The organism is Marinomonas gallaica (assembly GCF_049821165.1).
In the GTDB taxonomy this organism is placed as follows: Bacteria; Pseudomonadota; Gammaproteobacteria; order Pseudomonadales; family Marinomonadaceae; genus Marinomonas; species Marinomonas gallaica.
The window spans coordinates 2,752,020-2,770,657 of sequence record NZ_CP187511.1 but is presented as its reverse complement, the minus strand read 5'-3'; the positions used below and the strand labels follow the sequence as shown (position 1 = coordinate 2,770,657).

Here is an 18,638-nt window from a genome sequence, read left to right as displayed (position 1 = left end):
TTATACTTAAAAGCAGCCAATCGGCTGTTTTTTTATGCCTTCTAATCAAGTCCTTCGCGCTTCTGTGCTTCTAGTATTCGTTCAAGATGTAATTTCACCGTTTCCATTTGTTGCTTTTTTGTACCAGAAGATTGTCTTATAGAGCGGTTTATGAGATTCATGGCGGGAAGCTCTTTGCCATATTGGAATTCGAGTAATGCGTGGTTAAAAAGTGCGTAGGGTGAATCATTATGTTGCTGGGCGACGGCGATATTGTGTCGGTATACCATACGGTTCTGATAATTCAGTTGTGAATCACTCGCTTGCAGGTAATCAGGGTCTCTATCTAACTGCCCAGCTAAATATTGAAACGTAAGGTCTTCTGGAGCAAATGAGAGTCGATTGTGAACAATTGATTGTGCCTCTTCTGTTTTGTCGACGGTAAGATAAGTGATGGCTTTTAGGTAGTCGGTAAATTCATTTCGAGTTTTAATACGGCGTAAGTTTTCTAAAGCTGAATCGTTATGGTGTAACAAAACTTGAGAGAGTGTTAAGGCATAATAATATTCATCGTCAGCGTTTATGTTTCTGCGTAAAAAGCTCTGATATCCTGTGCTTTCTAAGGCTGCTCGATAAGCCAGTAGGGTGGCTCTAAAAAATTGAAACGATGGCGATGATGGTTGAAACAATATTGATTGTTGGCCTTGTCCAGTAAAGCTATCACTTAGGCGGCTTTGAGGTAATGGGTGGGTCGAAAGGAATTCAATTCGATTTGAGCCCATAGACTCTTTCATTAAACCAGCTAATAGATCATTCATACCACTTGTTGGTAAGCCGCTTTGCTGTAAAAGCTCGCGACCTCGTCGATCCGCTTCCTGTTCGTGAGAACGCGAATATTTCAGCATATTTTCTTGTTGGTTGGCTAGGCCGCCAAGCCAAAGAGCAGAGGTTGTTTCGCTGTCACCGGTAGTCGCTGCCGCGGCACCTGCAAGCAACAGTAGCAATGACTTCGCTTGTTCATTACGTTGATTTTCAAGTGAGCGCTGGTAGTGATGTAGCTCTAGATGGGATATTTCGTGGGCGAGCAGTCCCATGAACATGTTTTCGTTGTTGATTAACCTTAGAATGTCGGAGTAAATGAAAAGGTGACTGCCTGGTATAACAAAGGCATTCATTTGGCGGCTATTGAGTAGTGCGAGCTCAATTGTTTTATCGTTTAAGCCGGTGTTTGGAACCAAGTCAGCGATGGCTTGACGAAGGTAATTGTAAGCAGGAGGGAATTCTATGAGTCCTCTGCTGCCATTGATTTTTCGAAACCAATACTGCCCAAGTACATAGCTTGGATTGGATAGGCTTCTCTCATTGTCGTAGCGGGCTAGATCGGGTAGATCAGCAGAGCTGGCCAAAGCATGATGTGCAGATATCGCAATACTAATTGATATAAGTAGCTTGCTGATTTGTAAAAAAAAATGTCTCATAGTGACCTGAGTTTAAAAGCGAGAATAAAGATGCTTGATACACAGCAGTATGACGTAATCGTAGATGCAAAAGAAGATCGTTGTCCAATGCCTTTACTAAAACTTAAAATGGCCTTGGCGAAAATGTTGGTCAATCAAACAGTATGTGTTTTTGCAAGTGATAAAGGCTCTCTCAAAGATATTCCGCATTTTCTTTCTCTCGTAGGGCTGCCCTTAGTCGAACAAGGTAAGAGTGGTGGTACCTATTACTTTGTAACCTGTAAGCAAGAGTCGCAACTATGATTCGGATCCTTGATAACCTTATGACCCGCTATCTCAGTAATGAGGAAGTGGTGATTTTTATTCTTTTACTGATCTCAACATTGCTGGTTGTGGCATTTTGGGGTGGGATCTTAGCGCCTGTTTTTATTGCTGTTGTGTTCGCCTTTCTTTTACAGGGACTTATTGGTCGCTGTAAGCGCATGGGGTTGGGCCATAATATTTCTGTGACGCTAGTTTTTTTAGGTTTTCTTGCGGTGTGCGGCACATTCATTGGTGTTATGGTGCCTATTATTTGGAGACAGGCGGTTCGTTTTATTAACGACCTACCTCGCATGTTTGGAGACTTGCAAGACTTTGTGCAGAGCTTAGCTCAGGAGCACTCGAGCTATGTCAGTCAAGCTTCAGTGGATGAGGCAGTGAGTCTTGTCGCGGCTGAAGCGGCTACACTTGGTCAATGGTTGTTGTCATATTCTTTGACTAGCATTCCGTCGTTATTTTCACTGATGTTGTACTTAGTGTTGGTACCACTGGTTATGTTTTTTGTGTTGAAAGACCAATCCAAAATAGTGGCTTATATGACGTCATGGTTACCAAAAGAACGGCAAATGATGCAGAGTATTTGTCATGAAATGAACGACCAGATTGCCAACTACATTCGTGGCAAAGTGATTGAAATGCTCGTGGTAGGTGTGGTGACCTTTGTTGTGTTTTGGTTCTTTGATTTACGCTACTCAGCGTTGTTGGCTTTGCTGGTTGGCTTATCGGTACTGATTCCCTACATTGGCGCTGCTGCTGTCACTGTGCCAGTAGTTTTGGTGGCCTTTTATCAATTCGGTGCATCTAATGAATTCTGGTATGTGTTTGCTGCTTACTTTGTTGTTCAAGCTTTAGATGGCAACGTTTTAGTGCCTTTGCTGTTTTCAGAGGCGGTTAACTTGCATCCATTGGCGATTATTATCGCTGTGTTATTTTTTGGTGGTATCTGGGGGTTTTGGGGCGTGTTCTTTGCTATTCCGCTGGCCACACTTGTCAAAGCGATTATTAATGCTTGGCCAAGAGTTCATGGTGACAAATTGATTGCGCCATCAGGGCAATCTTAGAGGTTTGTTAAGTATAAAAAAACCGAGCCTGTGAATAGCTGGCTCGGTTTTTTTGCTTTGTGGAAGGCTAAATAATTTGAGCTGCGTGCTCTTTTGTTTTTACTTTTTCGATGATGTTTTCAAGGTTACCGTTTTCATCAATGATGAACGTTGTGCGGACGGTTCCCATAAACTCTTTGCCCATGAATTTTTTTAGTTTCCATGTATCGTATAACGCATGAACAGATTTATCTTCATCAGAGATAAGCGTAAAGGGTAGCTCATTTTTAGCGATAAAGTTTTGATGGCGTTTTTCAGTGTCTGGACTAATGCCTAATACGACGTAGCCGGCATCGGTTAATTCTTTATGATTGTCACGTAGATTACAGGCTTGTGCTGTACAGCCTGGTGTGGAGTCTTTTGGATAGAAATAAAGCACTACTTTTTTGCCGCGGTAGTCACTCAGTTTAACTGGGTTGCCGTCTTGATCTTTTGACGTAAAGTCTGGTGCTGGTTGACCTAGTGTTAAGCTCATTTTCTGCTCCATAAGTGCGTGTTGGTTGTCATTGAATACGTATAGAAATGACAAATTGGATGTCAAGTGTACTCGATATCCTTGTTAGGCTAAATATTGCCTTTAAGTTGTGTTGTATAGGGGATACGTGAGCGGTAGACTATGCACGCTTAATTCAATGTGGAGATGTATGAATGATTACTGGAAGCTTAGTTGCGCTTATCACACCAATGACACTGGATGGTAATATCGATAAGCAAAAGCTAGATGAGCTCGTAGAGTACCATATCGCCGCGGGTACACACGGCATTGTTGCGGTTGGTACAACCGGTGAATCTGCCACATTAACCTACGATGAACACGCTAATGTTATCCGCCAAGTGGTTGAAAAGGTTAACGGTCGTGTGCCTGTTATTGCTGGTACGGGGGCCAACTCAACTCATGAAGCGATTGATCTTACCCAACGAGCAAAAGAAGCGGGTGCTGATGCATGTTTGCTAGTTGTGCCTTATTATAACCGACCAACGCAAGAAGGCATGTTCCAGCATTTTAAAGCCATTGCAGAAGCGGTTGATATTCCTCAGATTTTGTACAATGTGCCGGGCCGGACCGTTGCTGATATGTCCAATGAGACTGCTTTACGCCTTGCTAATATCTCGAATATTGTAGGCATAAAGGATGCAACAGGCGATCTAGAGCGTGGTAAGCAGTTAATTGAAAGTGCGCCAGAAGGCTTTGCTGTTTACTCTGGTGACGACCCAACCGCAGTTGGGTTAATGTTGTTGGGTGGTAAAGGTAATATTTCGGTCACTGCAAACGTTGCGCCTACGCAAGTTGCTAAGGCCGCTGAACTGGCTATTGCCGGTGATGCTGAGCAGGCTCATAAAGTCGATAGTGGGATCAGTGCCTTGCACAGCGCTTTGTTTGTTGAACCCAACCCGATTCCGGTTAAATGGGCCGCAGCACAGCTTGGTTTCTGCGAGTTGAGTATTCGACTACCATTGACAGAGCTGTCTTCTCAATACCATGATGCTGTTAATGAAGCGCTTATCGCTTCGGGTATTAAGGATAATTAATAATGAGCAAACAGATCAAAAAGCTGACAATGGCGGGAAGCTTAGCTTCCGTTGTGCTGTTGTCTGGTTGTTCTAGTATTGTTACTGATCACGGTTTGGATTACCAAGATGCGCGCAGCAGTGAGGTAGAGTTGCAATTACCTCCGGGTCGTCATGACGTGACTGATAAGCTGATTATTCCAAATGAAGATCGTATTGCAAATTTAGAAGCGACGGGTGAATTCGAAGCGCCAAGAGCGCCTAAGCCCTATTTGCCAATGGCTTATGTGCCGATGGTCTTAGGTCAGTATGATGTGACGTTTGAAATCCCAACGAACCTTGCGCAATCTAAACAGTTACTCAGTAATTACTTCACTTCCTTTAGTGGCGAAGCCGTTGTGTTTGATCAAGTGAGTGATACTGAGTTAGTAAGTGCGCCTATTCAGTTTAAACAGCCAGGTACCTGGGCCAAGTTGTGGAACAGTATTACGCGTCTTGAGCCTAATAAATATCGTTTAACGATTGATTTTGAACCAGGTCAAAATACAACTACGGCCAAAATTAGCTTGATTGAAATTTCCAATGAAGGTGAGTCCTTGGTGGATCTTACTTTAGATGAAGTTAGTGCAGGTCAAATGGTTGATGCTTGGTCGCATATCTCGAAAGACTTAACTAGAGAGACGGCATTACTATCTAAGCAAGGCCAAAAGCCTGTTCTGAAGTCGCGAATCTGGACGAATCAAGATGGTAAGTTGGCGCTCTATTTAGGTAAAGAAGCGGACTTAGCTTCCCTCAATAATTATATTCGCAACACATCAGGGGTTCACATTACTCGTGAAACACCGCCTGAATTATCGCTTGTTCCTCAAGATAAACTTGCGCAAGTAGGTGATATTGTAGATTTCAAGGTGCCACTAGGGCCAATTGCTAAGAGTGAAGAAGTTGTTCTATTTAAAGTGCGTCGCCGTAATTTGGATGATGTAAATTGGACTGAGCGAAGCTACCCTTACGATTTAAAGCGCCAACAGGAAGGCTACTTTTTAACGATAGATGCAGCGGCGACGGAAAACCCAACGCTAACGTCTTATCGAATCCTTTCGCTGTTAGCGAAGTAACTAATCCCCTCACAGTATTTATTGGAGATTCTCCACATGGAAAAACGACAAGAGCTATATGCAGGTAAAGCAAAATCGGTATTTCGCACCGATGATCCTGATAAAATGGTTCTAGTATTCCGTAACGATACATCTGCGTTCGACGGTAAAAAAGTAGAGCAGCTTGATCGTAAAGGCATGGTAAATAATAAATTTAATGCCTTTATTATGAGTAAACTAGAAGAAGCGGGTATCCCAACGCATTTTGAAGCGCTATTGAGCGACACAGAGTGTTTAGTGAAATGCCTAGATATGATGCCTATCGAGTGCGTTGTGCGTAATGTTGCCGCTGGCAGCTTGTGCCGACGTTTAGGTGTTGCAGAGGGACAAGAGCTAACGCCACCGACATTTGAATTGTTCTTAAAGAACGATGAGCTTGGTGACCCAATGATCAATGAATCTCATGTTGAATCGTTTGGTTGGGCGAAACCTGAACACCTAGCAAAGGCAAAAGAGCTGACATACAAAGTAAATGACGTGCTTAAAGCACTTTTTGCTGAAGGCGGTATGATCCTAGTTGATTACAAGCTTGAGTTCGGTTTGTTTAACGGTGAAGTTGTGTTGGGTGATGAGTTCTCGCCAGACGGTTGTCGTTTGTGGGATGCTGAAACGAAAGAAAAGCTAGACAAAGATCGTTTTCGTCAAGGTCTTGGCGGCGTGATTGAAGCCTATGAAGATGTTGGGCGTCGTATTGGCATCGACTTTGATGCGTAATACTCGCTGATTACAAGAAGGGGCTTTATGCCCCTTCTTTGTTATGGACTATCATTAAATGAATTTATTGCCTATCAAAATTGGTTTGCGTTATGCGCGAGCAAAGCGCGCCAATCATTTTATCTCTTTTATCAGTTTTTCTTCCATTGCTGGAATTGCCTTGGGTGTTGCCGTGTTGATAACGGTACTGTCGGTCATGAATGGTTTTGATCGAGAGTTAAGGCAAAGAATTCTAGGGATGGTGCCTCATGCAACGGTGTGGGGAAATCCTACCTTAGTTGATTGGCAAGCCATGGCAGATGAAGTCTCAATGATGCCAGGTGTTAAAGCGGTCGCGCCGCACATTCAAGCTCAAGTGATGTTTCAGTCTAATCGTGGTGTACACGGTGCTTTGTTGAATGGCATTGATCCTGCACAAGAGGCGAATGTTTCCATATTGCCTAATCATATGACGGCAGGCAACTTAAGCGACCTTAAGTCAGGTGAATTCGGTATTGTGCTTGGCGAGCAGCTTGCACGTATATTGGGTGTTCGTCTAGGTGACAAAGTGACCGCTTTAATGCCAAAGGCTAATGTATCGATTGCGGGTATTACGCCTACGTTGAAACGCTTTACGTTAGTTGGCACATTTAAAGTAGGCGCTGAACTTGATTCAAGTTTGGCCTATATTAATATCCAAGATGCAGCGCGTTTAAAGCGCTACGACTCTGAAGCTGTCGAAGCTTTGCGTATTTCATTTGACGATTTATTCGAGGCCCCTAGTAAAATTTGGGACATCGCTGCATTGATTCCAGGGCAGAATAAAGTTAGTGACTGGACTCGTACGCATGGTAATTTGTTTCAAGCGATTAAAATGGAAAAGACTATGATCGGCTTGTTGCTTCTTCTCATCGTAGCGGTCGCCGCTTTCAATATTGTTTCTACTTTGGTAATGGTGGTGACAGATAAACGTACAGATATTGCCATTCTTAGAACCATGGGGTTGACCTCAGGTCAGGTTATGTGGGTATTTGTGGTTCAGGGTATATTTATTGGCTTTTTGGGCACCTTAATCGGATTGGCATTAGGTGTCACAGCCGCTTTGAATGTTAGTGATGTCATTGCATGGTTAGAAAGGGCTTTGGGTACACAGTTCTTAAGTGGTGATGTGTATTTTATTAATTATTTGCCTTCGCAGCTTGAGTGGACGGATGTTCAGTACATCGTCACCTCGGCCTTTAGTATGACAGTTCTAGCGACGCTTTACCCAGCATGGCGAGCATCAAAAGTGGATCCTGCGGAGGCGTTGCGTTATGAGTAATGTAGTATTAAGTAGTCAGTCTTTAGGTAAGCAGTACCGTGATGGCAAGCGTGATGTCCAAGTGTTCGAAGACATTAACTTTGAGCTTAAAAAAGGTGAAGCGGTTGCTATTGTTGGCAGTTCAGGTTCTGGTAAAACGACATTGTTGAACCTTTTAGCTGGGTTAGACAAGGCCACAACTGGTGCTGTGGAAATTGAAGGGCAGGCGTGGGATGCGCTAAAGGATGCAAAACGTTCAAAGCTTAGAAATGAAAAACTGGGATTTGTCTATCAGTTTCATCACCTGTTACCTGAGTTTAGTGCGGTTGAAAACGTTATGATGCCGTTGCTGATCGCTGGGGAGAAGAGTGCAAAGGCGAAATCTATTGCCGCCCAGCTATTGTCCGATGTTGGTTTGTCTGAGCGTCTTGATCATCGTCCGGCCCAGCTCTCTGGTGGTGAACGTCAGCGTGTGGCCATCGCTCGTGCGCTTGCTCATGATCCTGCCTGTGTGCTGATGGATGAGCCGACAGGTAACTTAGATGAAACAACCTCTAAAGAAATTCAGGAGTTGATTGTTCGCTTGAAGCAAGAGAAGAACATGGCTTTTTTGATCGTTACTCATGATGAGAAAATGCTTTCTTGGATGGATCGTGCCTATCGGTTGAGTAGTAAAACGCTACAATTGATTTGATGGCTTAGTTAGAAGAAAGGCATTGAGAGATCAATGCCTTTCTTCTTTGGGTTTACGGCGTCGATTTTTCCAGCGTTTAATAACATGTAGGCGCCATAGTAGTAAGATTGAGACATAGGCAACGCCACCTGCAACAAACCCCGCCACAGCAGACCCTACATATAAGGGTATCCAAATGTGCTCAATTTGGCTCCATATCCACTCGACTGACATTTGAAATTCAGAGTCGATGCCATTACCAACTATCCATGTACCAATTAAATAGTTCACATAGAATACAACAGGCATTGTGATAGGGTTTGTAACCCAAACCAAGGCTATCGATAGTGGGATGTTGGCACGCAATGGGATGGCAAATAGCGCCGATACAACCATTTGAAATGGCATAGGGATAGCAGCCCAAAATATTCCATTCCAGAATGCTTTGGCGACAGAGCGACGTGATAGATGCCAAAGATCGGCTTCATAAATTTGTGCCCCTAAAATCCCTAATGCTTTACTTTGTTTTAGCTTTTCAGGATGCGGGACAAGTTTCTTAAGGTAACGCTTTGGCATAATGACTACTTAGGCTAGACATGGACAAGGAGGTCCTATGCTGCTTTTAAATATTTGCGTGCTGGTGGGCGCAGTGCTCACGCCTCCATCGCTCCGGTGGATGTATTCTACTCATATCGTCATGTTATGTCTCTATCAAATCCATCGTAAAGACTGGTGGGGGTTGATATTTGTCTCTATTTCCATAGTTTGCCTGATTAGCAGTAATCCATGGAAAGATTGGGGAGTTCCGGAAAAAGCGGATCAATATTATTGGAATGTCACGAAACAGTGTTTATCAGCACCTTCATCTTCTACAAAATATTGGGTATACGTCAAATCTAAGTCGGGCGCGTACATGTCTCGCAGCTGCGAAGTGAGTGATGCTGCCCAAGTATTGCTCCCTGTAAAGCCTTACTTTGCCGAATTATTTGGAAGTTACCCTGCACATAGAGCGTTCATAAAGGGTGCCGATCTGATGATTTACCTCGATCACGATATAAATCAGCCGGATGCATCAAGTGCGCTGGATCAATATCCGAGTTGGCGTTTTGCCTACTCGATTATCCGAGGCGACAGAAGTACATGGGATGAGCGGGACCGCTGGCTGATCAACTATCTCGGTTTAACGCACCTTTTTGTCGTGTCTGGTTTACACATAGGTTTCGTGTGTATGTTGGTGGTATGGGGATGCCGAGTTATTTGGTGTCGTCTTAGCGCTGCTCGAATAATGTTTTATCAACGGGCTCGTTTAGAGTTTGTGGCGGTTGTCCCTTTGTGTGTATGTTACGCATTGTGGAGTGGTGCTGGAGAGCCAGCTATTCGCGCTTGTTTAATGGCGGTAATATTTTTTGCATTACGAGCAAAGGCACAACACGTTTCTTTATTTCCAGTGCTGCTGTTTAGTGCTTGGCTAATGCTATTGTTTTGGCCTGGGCGCGCTTTGGACCCTTCATTTTGGCTTTCTTTCTCTTTTGTGGCGCTTATCTCTCTTTTGATAAAGCGCTTAGAGCGATGCGGCCGATTATTATTAATGCAGTGTTTTCTATCTCTCTTTGCTCTGCTGTTGACATTGGGTTGGCAGCAAAGTCTGAGTGGACTAACGGTTTTAGCAAACATTGTTATGGTGCCGTTTGTCGCTGTGATTTGGTTTCCTGTCTCGTTGTTATCTTTTGCTTTGAATGAATGGCTATCATGGACGTGGTTATATGGGGCGTTAGATAGTGGTCTAGTTTGGTTTTTTTACGCGACGGAGTCCTATCTTTATGGCGATATATTTGTATTACCAAGAGACGATACTTCAACTTGGGTAAAGTTAAGTCTCCTTACTGTCGCCGCTTTCGCCGTATACTGGTTCCCACTGCGGCGGGGTATTCTTGTGCTCGGTTTATTAAGTATTACAGCTATATCAATCCCGCAGAAAGTCCAGTGGCGTTATTTATGGCAAAAGGATCACTATGGTGTCAGTCAGTATCGTAATCAGGGTCATGGCGTGGTGTCATATGATAGTCAAGATTTGGTTAGATTAGGTGGGGTTGGCATGGCGATTAATTTACCAAAAGCTCATATCGCGCATCAGGCGCTTAAAGAAAATTGGCAGTTAGCGATTACCAATAAAGGATCGGTTGTGTCGGATGTGCTGCATAAAATGAACGTTTCAACCATTGAAATGAAAGAAGACGAGACAATACGTTTCTATTTAGATCATGGTGCATGGAGAGTAGAATCCTCTACTTGCTATCATTTATTAAATGTTGTGAAAACAGTTGCTTGCGAGCATGCAGAATTGCTAGAGAGTGTGTTAAATTATTCGCAAATTGATACAGGAGGTCTCGGTGTTAGAGCTTTTTAAATCCGGCGGCGCATTTATGTGGCCGTTATTGTTATGTTCTATTCTTACGCTTGCCATTGTTCTAGAGCGATTTTGGACGCTGCGTAATAACCGAGTTGCCCCACGCTCGCTATTATCGGATGTTTTGGCTCGCTTACGTGAAGACCGAATGACGCTAGACTACATTCGCTCTATGCAGGCTAAATCTGGCTTAAGCTTTATTTTTGCTTCTGGATTGCTTAACTCGAAGCATGGTCGTCGAGCTATGAAAGAGAGCATTCAGGAAGCGGCTAATCATGTAATTCATGAACTTGAGCGCTTTATGAGTACATTAGGCACGATCGCGGTGATTTCTCCCCTGATTGGCTTATTGGGTACCGTAGTTGGTATGATCAAAGTCTTTAATGTATTAATGGAGCAGGGTGCAGGTAATACTCAGCTTTTGGCTGGTGGGATTTCCGAGGCGCTTTTAACTACCGCGGCGGGTTTGGCGGTCGCGATACCTGCATTGGTCTTCCATCGCTACTTTGCACGTCGCATCGATGAATTGGTTGTCAACATGGAGCAGCAGTCGACTAAGCTTATTGATGTTCTTAACGCTGATGGCAAAGAGTAGCAGGGGAACACTTTGAAATTTCGCCGACAAAAGATTGAAGATGTCCACATCAATTTAACGCCTCTAATTGACGTTGTATTTCTGTTACTTATCTTTTTTATGGTCAGTACGACCTTTAAACAAACGACTGATTTAACCATTGATTTACCAACCGCGTCGAATGGCGCACCTTCGGTTATTTCACAAAATCCAGTAGAAGTTACCATTACGCGAGATGGTCAATTTGTCATCAATGGCCAGACGTTGATTAATGAGCGAACGGATACCTTAGTGCAAGGGTTGAAAGAGTCGTTCCAAGATAATTTTGAGCGTCCTTTGATTATTACCGCAGATGCCAATGCTTCTTATGAGATGGTCATGCGAGTGTATGATGCCGCGGCTCAGCTTGGCATTACAAAGCTTGCTCATACTGCGCAAAAAGAGACGGGGTTGTGAGTCTAGAGCAGTCTCTATCGCGCTCTTGGTATGGTTCATATGGCTGGACATGGGCGTTAGCGCCTTTGCTGTTGCTGACGGTGCCAGTGGTTAAGTGCAAGCGTCAAAATTATCTTGCTCATCGATTTTCAAGCAGTTACCAGTCCGCTTTGCCTGTTATTATTGTCGGCAATATTACGGTCGGGGGAACGGGGAAGTCGCCTATGGTGATTGCCTTGGCTGACTGGCTCAAGCGACAAGGATACTCACCAGGTATCGTAACGCGAGGGCATAAACGATCGTCAGATGAGGTAATGCTTGTCAGTCAGTCTTCAAGTGCTGCAGACGTTGGTGATGAACCGCTAATGTTGTTTCGTCGAGCGGGTTGCCCTGTGGCGGTTTCTGCTAAGCGAGTTCAAGCCATTCAAGCGTTAGAGCAGCTTGAGTATGTGGATGTTATCATCAGTGACGATGGCTTACAGCATTATGCTATGGATCGAGATATCGAAATAGTGATGGTGGATGCCAAAAGAGGGTTGGGTAATAATATGTTACTTCCCGTTGGTCCCCTAAGAGAGCCGGCCTCTCGTTTGAATCACGCCGATTATATTTTTACGATTGGCGATCAACCAAAGCTGGATATTCTGCCGCACTATTATTATGGCAAACTGGCTTTAAATAGACTCGTACATGTCAAAGATAAAGATCGCACAAGAGCCTTGACTGACTTAGAAAGTCGCTCTTGGACGGTTGTTGCAGGGATTGGTAACCCCGCACGTTTTTTGGATAGCTTAGTGAGTTACGGCTTACCACATAATTCGCCAAGTCACTTTTTTTCAGATCATCATCATTTTCTCCATAGCGATTTGGCGCCTTTTAAAACTATCATCATGACTGAAAAAGATGCGGTAAAAGTTGAAGGCTTTGCCAGCTCAGAGGATGATTGGTGGTATGTCGCTGCAGAGCTTGAATTACCGCTCGAATTGACGCGTCAATTAGATGAGCAAATCAAACAAGTCATTAAACAGAAGAAATAGCATTATGAACAAAGCACTTTTAGAGATTTTAGTTTGTCCAGTAACTAAGGCACCATTAACACTGAATGAAGAAGGCACTGAGCTGATTAGTAAAGTGGGCGGTATGGCTTACCCAGTTCGTGATGGGATTCCAGTGTTGCTTGAAAGTGAAGCGCGTACTTTGAGCGCAGATGAGCGTTTAGACGAAAAATAATTGCGATGATGAAAGTACTTACGGTTTGTTTAGGCAATATTTGCCGCTCGCCTGCTGCACAGGGCATTTTGGAGTATCTAGCTAAGGAAAAAGGGCTTGATCTTCATGTTGAGTCTGCTGGCACAGCGGCTTTTCACATCGGTAAACTGCCGGATGCTCGTTCAATTAAAACACTGAAATCTGTTGGTATAGATATAACCCAGCAACGCGCACGACAAGTTTGTGTAGAGGATTTTCATGAGTTTGATTGGATTGTTGCGATGGACAGTGAAAACTTAGCCAATCTAAAACATATTCGCCCCTTAAGCAGTAAGGCGAATGTGGTTATGTTTGGTTGCTATCGTGATGGCGTTGATTTCGGTGAAGTGGCTGATCCTTATTATGGTGGTGATTCGGGTTTTGAGGCGATGAAGGTCCAGCTATTTTCTATTGCGGATGATTTTTTGGCACATGCTTATGAATGAGCACAAGCTCCCGGATTGGCCAGAATGGATCTCTCACAAGACTTCTCTGCAATCTTTCAATACCTTCGGCTTCGACTATCAAGCTGAGTTCTTGGCGGTTGTAGAAAGCATAGAGCAGCTTATTGCATCGGTAAAGTGGGCTAAGTGCCATGATTTGCCCGTTACGGTAATAGGGGGAGGCAGTAATTTACTCATTAAAGGTGATGTCGCTGGTCTAGTGATCGTTAATCAACTTAGTGGTATCGCCGTTCATTATTCCGACGATGATTGCTCTGAGGTAACTTTTTCAGCGGGTGAAAATTGGCATAATTGTGTTGCTTGGTCGGTTGATCGTGGGCTTGGTGGTATTGAGAACCTAGCGTTAATTCCGGGTACTGCAGGCGCTGCACCTGTTCAGAACATCGGTGCTTATGGCGTTGAAGTGAAAGATACTCTCCAGCGTGTTACCGCTCTAGATTTAGAGACACTAGAGTTGGTTGAGATTGAAGCGAATCAATGCGGTTTTGCATATCGTGAATCTAAATTTAAGCATGAGTGGAAGTCTAAATACATCATTACGTCTATGACGGTTAGACTGAGTGCGACGCCAACGTTAGTGCTTGAGTATGGTGGCTTATTGCAAGCTATGCCTTCGTCTCCGACCATTAGGGATGTGTTTGAGACAGTTTGCCATGTGCGTAGAGAGAAGCTCCCTGATCCTGCTGAGGTAGCGAATTCAGGTAGTTTTTTCAAAAATCCCGTGGTCAGTGATGTTGTTTATCAGTCTATTCGAACTCAGTATCCTGAGGTCGTTGCGTTTGTGCAAGGTAAACAATGGAAGCTTGCTGCAGGGTGGCTTAATGATCGGGCAGGATGGAAGGGATACCAAGAAAGTGGTGTGGGTGTGTACCCAAAGCAAGCGTTAGTGTTGGTTAATTACACTTGTCAAAAAGCAGATGCCTTGTTGGCTTTAGAAGCAAAGATCAAAGTATCAGTGTACAAGACGTTTGGCGTTGAGTTGGAGCGTGAGCCTGTTCTCTTAGGAGGATCGGTGTGACCATCAAAATTGGTGTGATGGATTCTGGAGCGGGCGGACTAACCATTCTTCAGTCCATCCATGCCGCCATTCCTCAAGCGAATCTTATTTATTTTGCAGACCAAGCGAATGCGCCTTACGGTCAGCAAACACCGGTCTTCATTACGCGACGACTCATAGAGATAGCAGATTATTTTATTGCTCAAGGGTGTCAAATGATGGTGATCGCTTGTAACACGGCCACAGTGGCCGGCATTACAGAGCTTAGGCAGTCTATTTCTATTCCAGTCGTAGGTGTGGAGCCTGCTGTAAAGCCAGCATGCAGTTCCAGTGTATGCAAGCGCATCACAGTGCTTGCCACGCAAGGGACGAGTATCAGTAAGCGGTTAAATGATTTAATTGATACTTGGCGCTTTGATACAGATGTTGAGGTATTGGCTAGCGCCAGCTTGGCCACCTTAATAGATAGTATGCCTACTAGTTTGAGTGAATTAAAAGAAGAGGTTGCTCGTATTGCGGAGCAGGTCCTTAGTAATAAGTCTGATACCTTAGTTTTGGCTTGTACTCACTACCCATTAGTGAAAAATCTGTTTGATGAAATGTTGCCATTAGTGTCGATTGTGGAGCCGAGTCGAGGTGTGACGGCTCAAGTGCAAAGGCTCATTGCCATTCATGATGTGCCCATTGGTGTAGAGTGTAGGAGTGAAGTAAGTGTTTTGACCAATGGCTCAGCACAACTTAAAGCGTCTTTGTCTTATTGGGTTGATCCTTTAATGGCCCATGTTACTTATATTCATATCTGACGTTGGCAATGTGCCATTGCTTTTTAAAGGCCAAGCTTGTTATTTAATGATCGTGATAAACAAAAAAACGCCAGCTAATGATCATTAGCTGGCGTTTTTTTAGGTTGCTAAAAAGTGCTTACTCAGAAGCGCTTTCTGTTTCACCTTGACTAGCGTTTGTCGATTCTTCACGAGCTAATCGAGGGTCATTTTTCACTCGACCACTGCGACGTTGACGACGCTGTTGTGCAGCTTGGTCACGCTTATCTTGAAGCTCTTGCTTAGCTTTTTCTTGTTGTTCAAGAAGTGCTTTAGGTAATTGAACGTCAGTCTTCTTCTCTTCGGTCGCAGGTTTGGCCGCTTTACGACCTCGAATTGCGCGAGGTTGGCGCATTTTTCGGCCAGTATCTGTCGGGTTAGAAGAGTCGGTCTTGACTGTTTCATCAGCTAGTGTTGAATCATTAGCATCAGAGTGATTTCCTTCTGATTTAATAGGCTCAATTGATTCAGTTGGTTCTTCAGTTGCGGCAGGCGTCACTGGAGCGGATTCAGGGGCGACTGTTTTAGCTTCTGGTTTGCTATCTTGCTCTGTTTTTTCAGCTATTACTGATGCTTGTTCCGATGTTGTGTCTTCTTTTGACACAGTTTCAGCAGGCACATTGTCGGCTTCAGAAGCTTCATTAGCTGTATCGGCTTGGGCAACCTCTGCAGTCTGTTCAGACGCTGTTTCGGCGTTTTCGACCCTATTCATGTCAGCTTTTACTGTCATTTTAGGTTTAGGCGCTTCTTCCTGTTTCTCTGCGTCTTTCTCAATAGGTGTTGTTACAGTGCTCTCAGACTCGGCTATTTCAGGCTCAATTTTAGATTCAGCTGTAACTGATTCAGGCTCAACTTTAGGTTGCGCATCTTTAGGCTGCGCGTCTTCTGTTACGGCTGTCGCTTGTGATGCATCTTGTTGAGAGGCTTCCAGTGTATTCTGCTTTGGCTGTTCAGTCGCTGTAGAGGACTCAATAGCGTTAGTAGGTGACTCGGAGTTCTCAGTTTTTGCCGCAGCGGCGATAGCTTGGGTATCAGTTGTTTGTTCGCTGTTGCTCTGATTGTCATCCTGCTTGTTGTTGCGGCGCGAGCGACGAGAGCGACGAGGTTTGCGTTCAGCTTTAGCGTCAGAACCTTCGGCATTATCAGCAGCAGCTTGATCGGCAACCGCTTGGGCTTCTTTGGCATCCGATTCTACTTGAGCTTGCTGTTCTTGAGCCAACTCAATTTCATCTTTAAGCTTACCGTTACGGCGCTTATTGTCATTCGGCTCGCGTTTACGTTCCTGGATCTCAGGCTCTGGGCGACGAGGTTTTAACTTGTTAGGAGCGTCTTTTTGCTCTTGCTTGTTATTAGGCTTGTCCTGTTTGCTTTGAGCTTGATCGCGTTTAGGGCGGTTAGGCGTTTCTTTGCTTGAATCCTTATTGGACTCTTTATTTGTATTGTTGCTATTTGATTCTTTATTGATAGGTTGCTGTGACTTTGCTTCAGCTTGAGCGCGACGCGATTGTCGTGTCGACTTAGGCTTCTGTTGATCATCAGTTTGCTGATCGGTTGTTTCCTTTTCGTGCTTACGAGCAGGACGACGATTGCGTTGACGATCACGCGGTGGTTTGCGTTCTTCAGATGAAGGTTTAGCGGTTGCGGTTGGTTTAACAGCTTCTTTCTTAGGCTCTTCTTTTGCTACGCTTTCTTCGGTGCTGCCAAATAGGGCGTTTAAGATGCGTTTGAACAACCCCGGTTTTTTTGTTTCTGCTTTCACTGTTGGAGTGGCTTCAACAGGTGTTGGCGCTGGCGCTGGCGAAGCTGGCGCGATGCTGGTTACCGCAGCCTGAGGTCGAGCCTGCTCATTGGCTTGACGTGGTTCGTATGGCGGTTGTTCTGGCGTATCAACTAGGTCATAGCTACTATCATCCTGCTCCATAACGGCGTTGTCGTCACGAATACGCTCAACGTGGAAATGAGGTGTTTCCATATGAGGGTTGGGAACAAGAATAATATGTACTTGGTTACGTTTTTCGATCTTAGCAATATTGGTACGTTTCTCATTTAAAAGGAACGTTGCGACAGATACAGGAAGGATGGCGCGAATTTGAGCGGTGCGCTCTTTGGCACATTCTTCTTCGATTAAGCGAAGTACGGACAATGCTAGAGACTCTACGTCACGAATAAAGCCTTGGCCATTACAGCGTGGACAAACGATACCACTGGTTTCACCAAGTGACGGGCGTAAGCGCTGGCGTGACATTTCCAATAGGCCAAAGCGTGAAATACGGCCAATTTGTACGCGTGCACGATCGGCTTCTAGAGCCGCTTTCATGCGGTTTTCTACTTCTTTCTGGTTGCGAACTGGTGTCATGTCAATGAAATCGATAACGACAAGTCCACCAATGTCTCGAAGGCGCAATTGACGAGCAATTTCGTCTGCCGCTTCAAGGTTGGTTTGAAGGGCTGTTTCTTCAATGTCGCCGCCTTTTGTTGCGCGGGCGGAGTTGATGTCGATTGAAACCAGTGCTTCGGTTGGATCAATAACAATCGAGCCACCAGAAGGAAGGCGTACTTCACGTTGGAATGCCGTCTCGATCTGAGTTTCAATTTGGAAGCGATTAAACAGAGGCGTTGGTTCGTTGTATAGCTTTATACGACTCTTGAAGTGCGGCATAACCTGCATGACAAAATTCATCGCGTCTTGGTAGACGTTCTTTTCGTCGATCAAAACTTCGCCAATGTCATCACGTAGGTAATCACGAATAGCGCGTATGACGATGTTACTTTCTTGATAAATCAAGAAAGGCGCAGGTCGATCTGCAGCCGCTTTAGTGATCGAGTCCCACAGCGTTTGTAGATAGTCTAAATCCCATTGAAGTTCTTCCGTCGAACGGCCAACACCTGCAGTGCGAACAATTAACCCGCCATTGTCAGGTACGTTAAGACCAGACATTGCTTCTTTAAGCTGTGTGCGGTCATCACCATCAATACGACGAGAAATACCACCCGCACGAGGGTTATTTGGCATAAGTACCAAATAACGACCGGCCAAGCTGACAAAAGTCGTAAGTGCGGCACCTTTGTTGCCACGCTCCTCTTTATCAACTTGAACAATCACTTCTTGGCCTTCAGTCAAAACATCTTTGATGTTAATACGGCCATCTGAGTTCGATTTTTTAGAAAAGTAGGTTTTAGAAATTTCTTTTAGAGGAAGGAAGCCGTGTCGCTCGGCACCGTAATCAACAAAAGCAGCTTCAAGGCTAGGCTCTATTCGAGTAATTTTGCCCTTATAAATGTTTGCTTTTTTCTGCTCGCGAGATCCTGATTCAATATCTAGATCGTACAGGCGTTGCCCATCTACTAACGCAACGCGCAACTCTTCTTGTTGAGTTGCGTTTATTAACATTCTAATCATTAACTGTGACTCTTTTTAATGATCAGAGAATTCTAAGTTCATGAAATGTAACGATTTTATGAATTCGTTTTAACGACTCAGTCACAATTTATAGGCGCGCCACAAT

19 protein-coding genes are annotated in these 18,638 nt (G+C 44.4%); 15 read left to right on the top strand and 4 right to left on the bottom strand.

What is annotated here, in order from left to right:
* Window positions 1-41: 41 nt before the first annotated feature.
* Window positions 42-1,457: a M48 family metallopeptidase gene (locus tag ACPUEK_RS13065; RefSeq protein WP_425641014.1), complete on the bottom strand. Its 1,416-nt coding sequence runs from the start codon at window positions 1,455-1,457 to the stop codon at window positions 42-44.
* 30 nt (window positions 1,458-1,487) lie between these two features.
* Here ACPUEK_RS13065 and ACPUEK_RS13060 point away from each other — a divergent pair, with 30 nt between their 5' ends.
* Window positions 1,488-1,739, top strand: coding sequence for a sulfurtransferase TusA family protein (locus tag ACPUEK_RS13060; protein ID WP_425641013.1), 252 nt, complete (start codon window positions 1,488-1,490; stop codon window positions 1,737-1,739).
* Window positions 1,736-2,818: an AI-2E family transporter gene (locus ACPUEK_RS13055; RefSeq protein ID WP_067219489.1), complete on the top strand. Its 1,083-nt coding sequence runs from the start codon at window positions 1,736-1,738 to the stop codon at window positions 2,816-2,818. Before ACPUEK_RS13060 ends, ACPUEK_RS13055 begins: the two co-directional genes overlap by 4 nt.
* Before the next feature lie 67 nt (window positions 2,819-2,885).
* Here ACPUEK_RS13055 and bcp read toward each other — a convergent pair whose 3' ends face one another.
* Window positions 2,886-3,332 carry a thioredoxin-dependent thiol peroxidase gene (gene bcp, locus ACPUEK_RS13050; RefSeq protein ID WP_067219492.1) on the bottom strand — a complete coding sequence of 149 codons (447 nt, stop codon included), beginning with the start codon at window positions 3,330-3,332 and terminating at the stop codon, window positions 2,886-2,888.
* Window positions 3,333-3,505: 173 nt separating this feature from the next.
* Here bcp and dapA point away from each other — a divergent pair, with 173 nt between their 5' ends.
* The 5 genes from dapA to ACPUEK_RS13025 are packed head-to-tail and all read left to right on the top strand — an operon-like array spanning window position 3,506 to window position 8,207.
* A complete protein-coding gene (dapA, locus tag ACPUEK_RS13045; protein ID WP_067219495.1) occupies window positions 3,506-4,387 on the top strand; it encodes a 4-hydroxy-tetrahydrodipicolinate synthase in 882 nt (293 codons plus the stop codon).
* Window positions 4,388-4,389: 2 nt separating this feature from the next.
* Window positions 4,390-5,481: a hypothetical protein gene (locus ACPUEK_RS13040; RefSeq protein ID WP_425641012.1), complete on the top strand. Its 1,092-nt coding sequence runs from the start codon at window positions 4,390-4,392 to the stop codon at window positions 5,479-5,481.
* Between the two features lie 36 nt (window positions 5,482-5,517).
* Window positions 5,518-6,234 carry a phosphoribosylaminoimidazolesuccinocarboxamide synthase gene (purC, locus tag ACPUEK_RS13035; RefSeq protein WP_067037767.1) on the top strand — a complete coding sequence of 239 codons (717 nt, stop codon included), beginning with the start codon at window positions 5,518-5,520 and terminating at the stop codon, window positions 6,232-6,234.
* Window positions 6,235-6,292: 58 nt separating this feature from the next.
* Entirely contained in the window at window positions 6,293-7,534 is a 1,242-nt protein-coding gene (locus ACPUEK_RS13030; RefSeq protein ID WP_425641011.1) for a lipoprotein-releasing ABC transporter permease subunit, read from the top strand.
* On the top strand, window positions 7,527-8,207 hold the full coding sequence (locus ACPUEK_RS13025) for an ABC transporter ATP-binding protein (RefSeq protein ID WP_067037772.1): 681 nt from the start codon (window positions 7,527-7,529) through the stop codon (window positions 8,205-8,207). Before ACPUEK_RS13030 ends, ACPUEK_RS13025 begins: the two co-directional genes overlap by 8 nt.
* Before the next feature lie 30 nt (window positions 8,208-8,237).
* Here the strand turns inward: ACPUEK_RS13025 and ACPUEK_RS13020 are convergent, their stop codons facing one another.
* Window positions 8,238-8,762 carry a DUF2062 domain-containing protein gene (locus tag ACPUEK_RS13020; protein ID WP_067037773.1) on the bottom strand — a complete coding sequence of 175 codons (525 nt, stop codon included), beginning with the start codon at window positions 8,760-8,762 and terminating at the stop codon, window positions 8,238-8,240.
* A 37-nt stretch (window positions 8,763-8,799) separates the two neighbouring features.
* Between ACPUEK_RS13020 and ACPUEK_RS13015 the strand changes: the two genes are divergently transcribed.
* From ACPUEK_RS13015 to murI, 8 genes are read left to right on the top strand one after another with little or no spacing between them, the layout of a single operon-like run.
* Entirely contained in the window at window positions 8,800-10,593 is a 1,794-nt protein-coding gene (locus ACPUEK_RS13015) for a ComEC/Rec2 family competence protein (RefSeq protein ID WP_425641010.1), read from the top strand.
* A complete protein-coding gene (locus ACPUEK_RS13010; RefSeq protein ID WP_067219516.1) occupies window positions 10,577-11,188 on the top strand; it encodes a MotA/TolQ/ExbB proton channel family protein in 612 nt (203 codons plus the stop codon). Before ACPUEK_RS13015 ends, ACPUEK_RS13010 begins: the two co-directional genes overlap by 17 nt.
* A gap of 12 nt (window positions 11,189-11,200) precedes the next feature.
* Window positions 11,201-11,623, top strand: coding sequence for an ExbD/TolR family protein (locus ACPUEK_RS13005; RefSeq protein ID WP_067037779.1), 423 nt, complete (start codon window positions 11,201-11,203; stop codon window positions 11,621-11,623).
* Entirely contained in the window at window positions 11,620-12,639 is a 1,020-nt protein-coding gene (lpxK, locus tag ACPUEK_RS13000) for a tetraacyldisaccharide 4'-kinase (protein WP_425641009.1), read from the top strand. Before ACPUEK_RS13005 ends, lpxK begins: the two co-directional genes overlap by 4 nt.
* 4 nt (window positions 12,640-12,643) lie before the next feature.
* Window positions 12,644-12,832, top strand: coding sequence for a Trm112 family protein (locus tag ACPUEK_RS12995; RefSeq protein WP_067037783.1), 189 nt, complete (start codon window positions 12,644-12,646; stop codon window positions 12,830-12,832).
* Between the two features lie 5 nt (window positions 12,833-12,837).
* On the top strand, window positions 12,838-13,296 hold the full coding sequence (locus tag ACPUEK_RS12990) for a low molecular weight protein-tyrosine-phosphatase (RefSeq protein ID WP_425641008.1): 459 nt from the start codon (window positions 12,838-12,840) through the stop codon (window positions 13,294-13,296).
* On the top strand, window positions 13,289-14,332 hold the full coding sequence (gene murB / locus ACPUEK_RS12985) for a UDP-N-acetylmuramate dehydrogenase (RefSeq protein ID WP_425641007.1): 1,044 nt from the start codon (window positions 13,289-13,291) through the stop codon (window positions 14,330-14,332). Before ACPUEK_RS12990 ends, murB begins: the two co-directional genes overlap by 8 nt.
* Window positions 14,329-15,114: a glutamate racemase gene (murI, locus tag ACPUEK_RS12980; RefSeq protein ID WP_425641006.1), complete on the top strand. Its 786-nt coding sequence runs from the start codon at window positions 14,329-14,331 to the stop codon at window positions 15,112-15,114. Before murB ends, murI begins: the two co-directional genes overlap by 4 nt.
* A 118-nt stretch (window positions 15,115-15,232) precedes the next feature.
* On the opposite strand, the gene rne is transcribed toward murI, so the two are convergent.
* A complete protein-coding gene (gene rne, locus ACPUEK_RS12975; RefSeq protein WP_425641005.1) occupies window positions 15,233-18,532 on the bottom strand; it encodes a ribonuclease E in 3,300 nt (1,099 codons plus the stop codon).
* Between the last annotated feature and the right edge of the window lie 106 nt (window positions 18,533-18,638).

What these genes read in the sequence shown, in the direction of transcription:
- ACPUEK_RS13065 (WP_425641014.1), bottom strand. Translation starts at nt 1,457, where the DNA reads ATGAGACATTTTTTTTTACAAATCAGCAAGCTACTTATATCAATTAGT.
- ACPUEK_RS13060 (WP_425641013.1), top strand. Translation starts at nt 1,488, where the DNA reads ATGCTTGATACACAGCAGTATGACGTAATCGTAGATGCAAAAGAAGAT.
- ACPUEK_RS13055 (WP_067219489.1), top strand. Translation starts at nt 1,736, where the DNA reads ATGATTCGGATCCTTGATAACCTTATGACCCGCTATCTCAGTAATGAG.
- bcp (WP_067219492.1), bottom strand. Translation starts at nt 3,332, where the DNA reads ATGAGCTTAACACTAGGTCAACCAGCACCAGACTTTACGTCAAAAGAT.
- dapA (WP_067219495.1), top strand. Translation starts at nt 3,506, where the DNA reads ATGATTACTGGAAGCTTAGTTGCGCTTATCACACCAATGACACTGGAT.
- ACPUEK_RS13040 (WP_425641012.1), top strand. Translation starts at nt 4,390, where the DNA reads ATGAGCAAACAGATCAAAAAGCTGACAATGGCGGGAAGCTTAGCTTCC.
- purC (WP_067037767.1), top strand. Translation starts at nt 5,518, where the DNA reads ATGGAAAAACGACAAGAGCTATATGCAGGTAAAGCAAAATCGGTATTT.
- ACPUEK_RS13030 (WP_425641011.1), top strand. Translation starts at nt 6,293, where the DNA reads ATGAATTTATTGCCTATCAAAATTGGTTTGCGTTATGCGCGAGCAAAG.
- ACPUEK_RS13025 (WP_067037772.1), top strand. Translation starts at nt 7,527, where the DNA reads ATGAGTAATGTAGTATTAAGTAGTCAGTCTTTAGGTAAGCAGTACCGT.
- ACPUEK_RS13020 (WP_067037773.1), bottom strand. Translation starts at nt 8,762, where the DNA reads ATGCCAAAGCGTTACCTTAAGAAACTTGTCCCGCATCCTGAAAAGCTA.
- ACPUEK_RS13015 (WP_425641010.1), top strand. Translation starts at nt 8,800, where the DNA reads ATGCTGCTTTTAAATATTTGCGTGCTGGTGGGCGCAGTGCTCACGCCT.
- ACPUEK_RS12995 (WP_067037783.1), top strand. Translation starts at nt 12,644, where the DNA reads ATGAACAAAGCACTTTTAGAGATTTTAGTTTGTCCAGTAACTAAGGCA.
- ACPUEK_RS12990 (WP_425641008.1), top strand. Translation starts at nt 12,838, where the DNA reads ATGATGAAAGTACTTACGGTTTGTTTAGGCAATATTTGCCGCTCGCCT.
- murB (WP_425641007.1), top strand. Translation starts at nt 13,289, where the DNA reads ATGAATGAGCACAAGCTCCCGGATTGGCCAGAATGGATCTCTCACAAG.
- rne (WP_425641005.1), bottom strand. Translation starts at nt 18,532, where the DNA reads ATGATTAGAATGTTAATAAACGCAACTCAACAAGAAGAGTTGCGCGTT.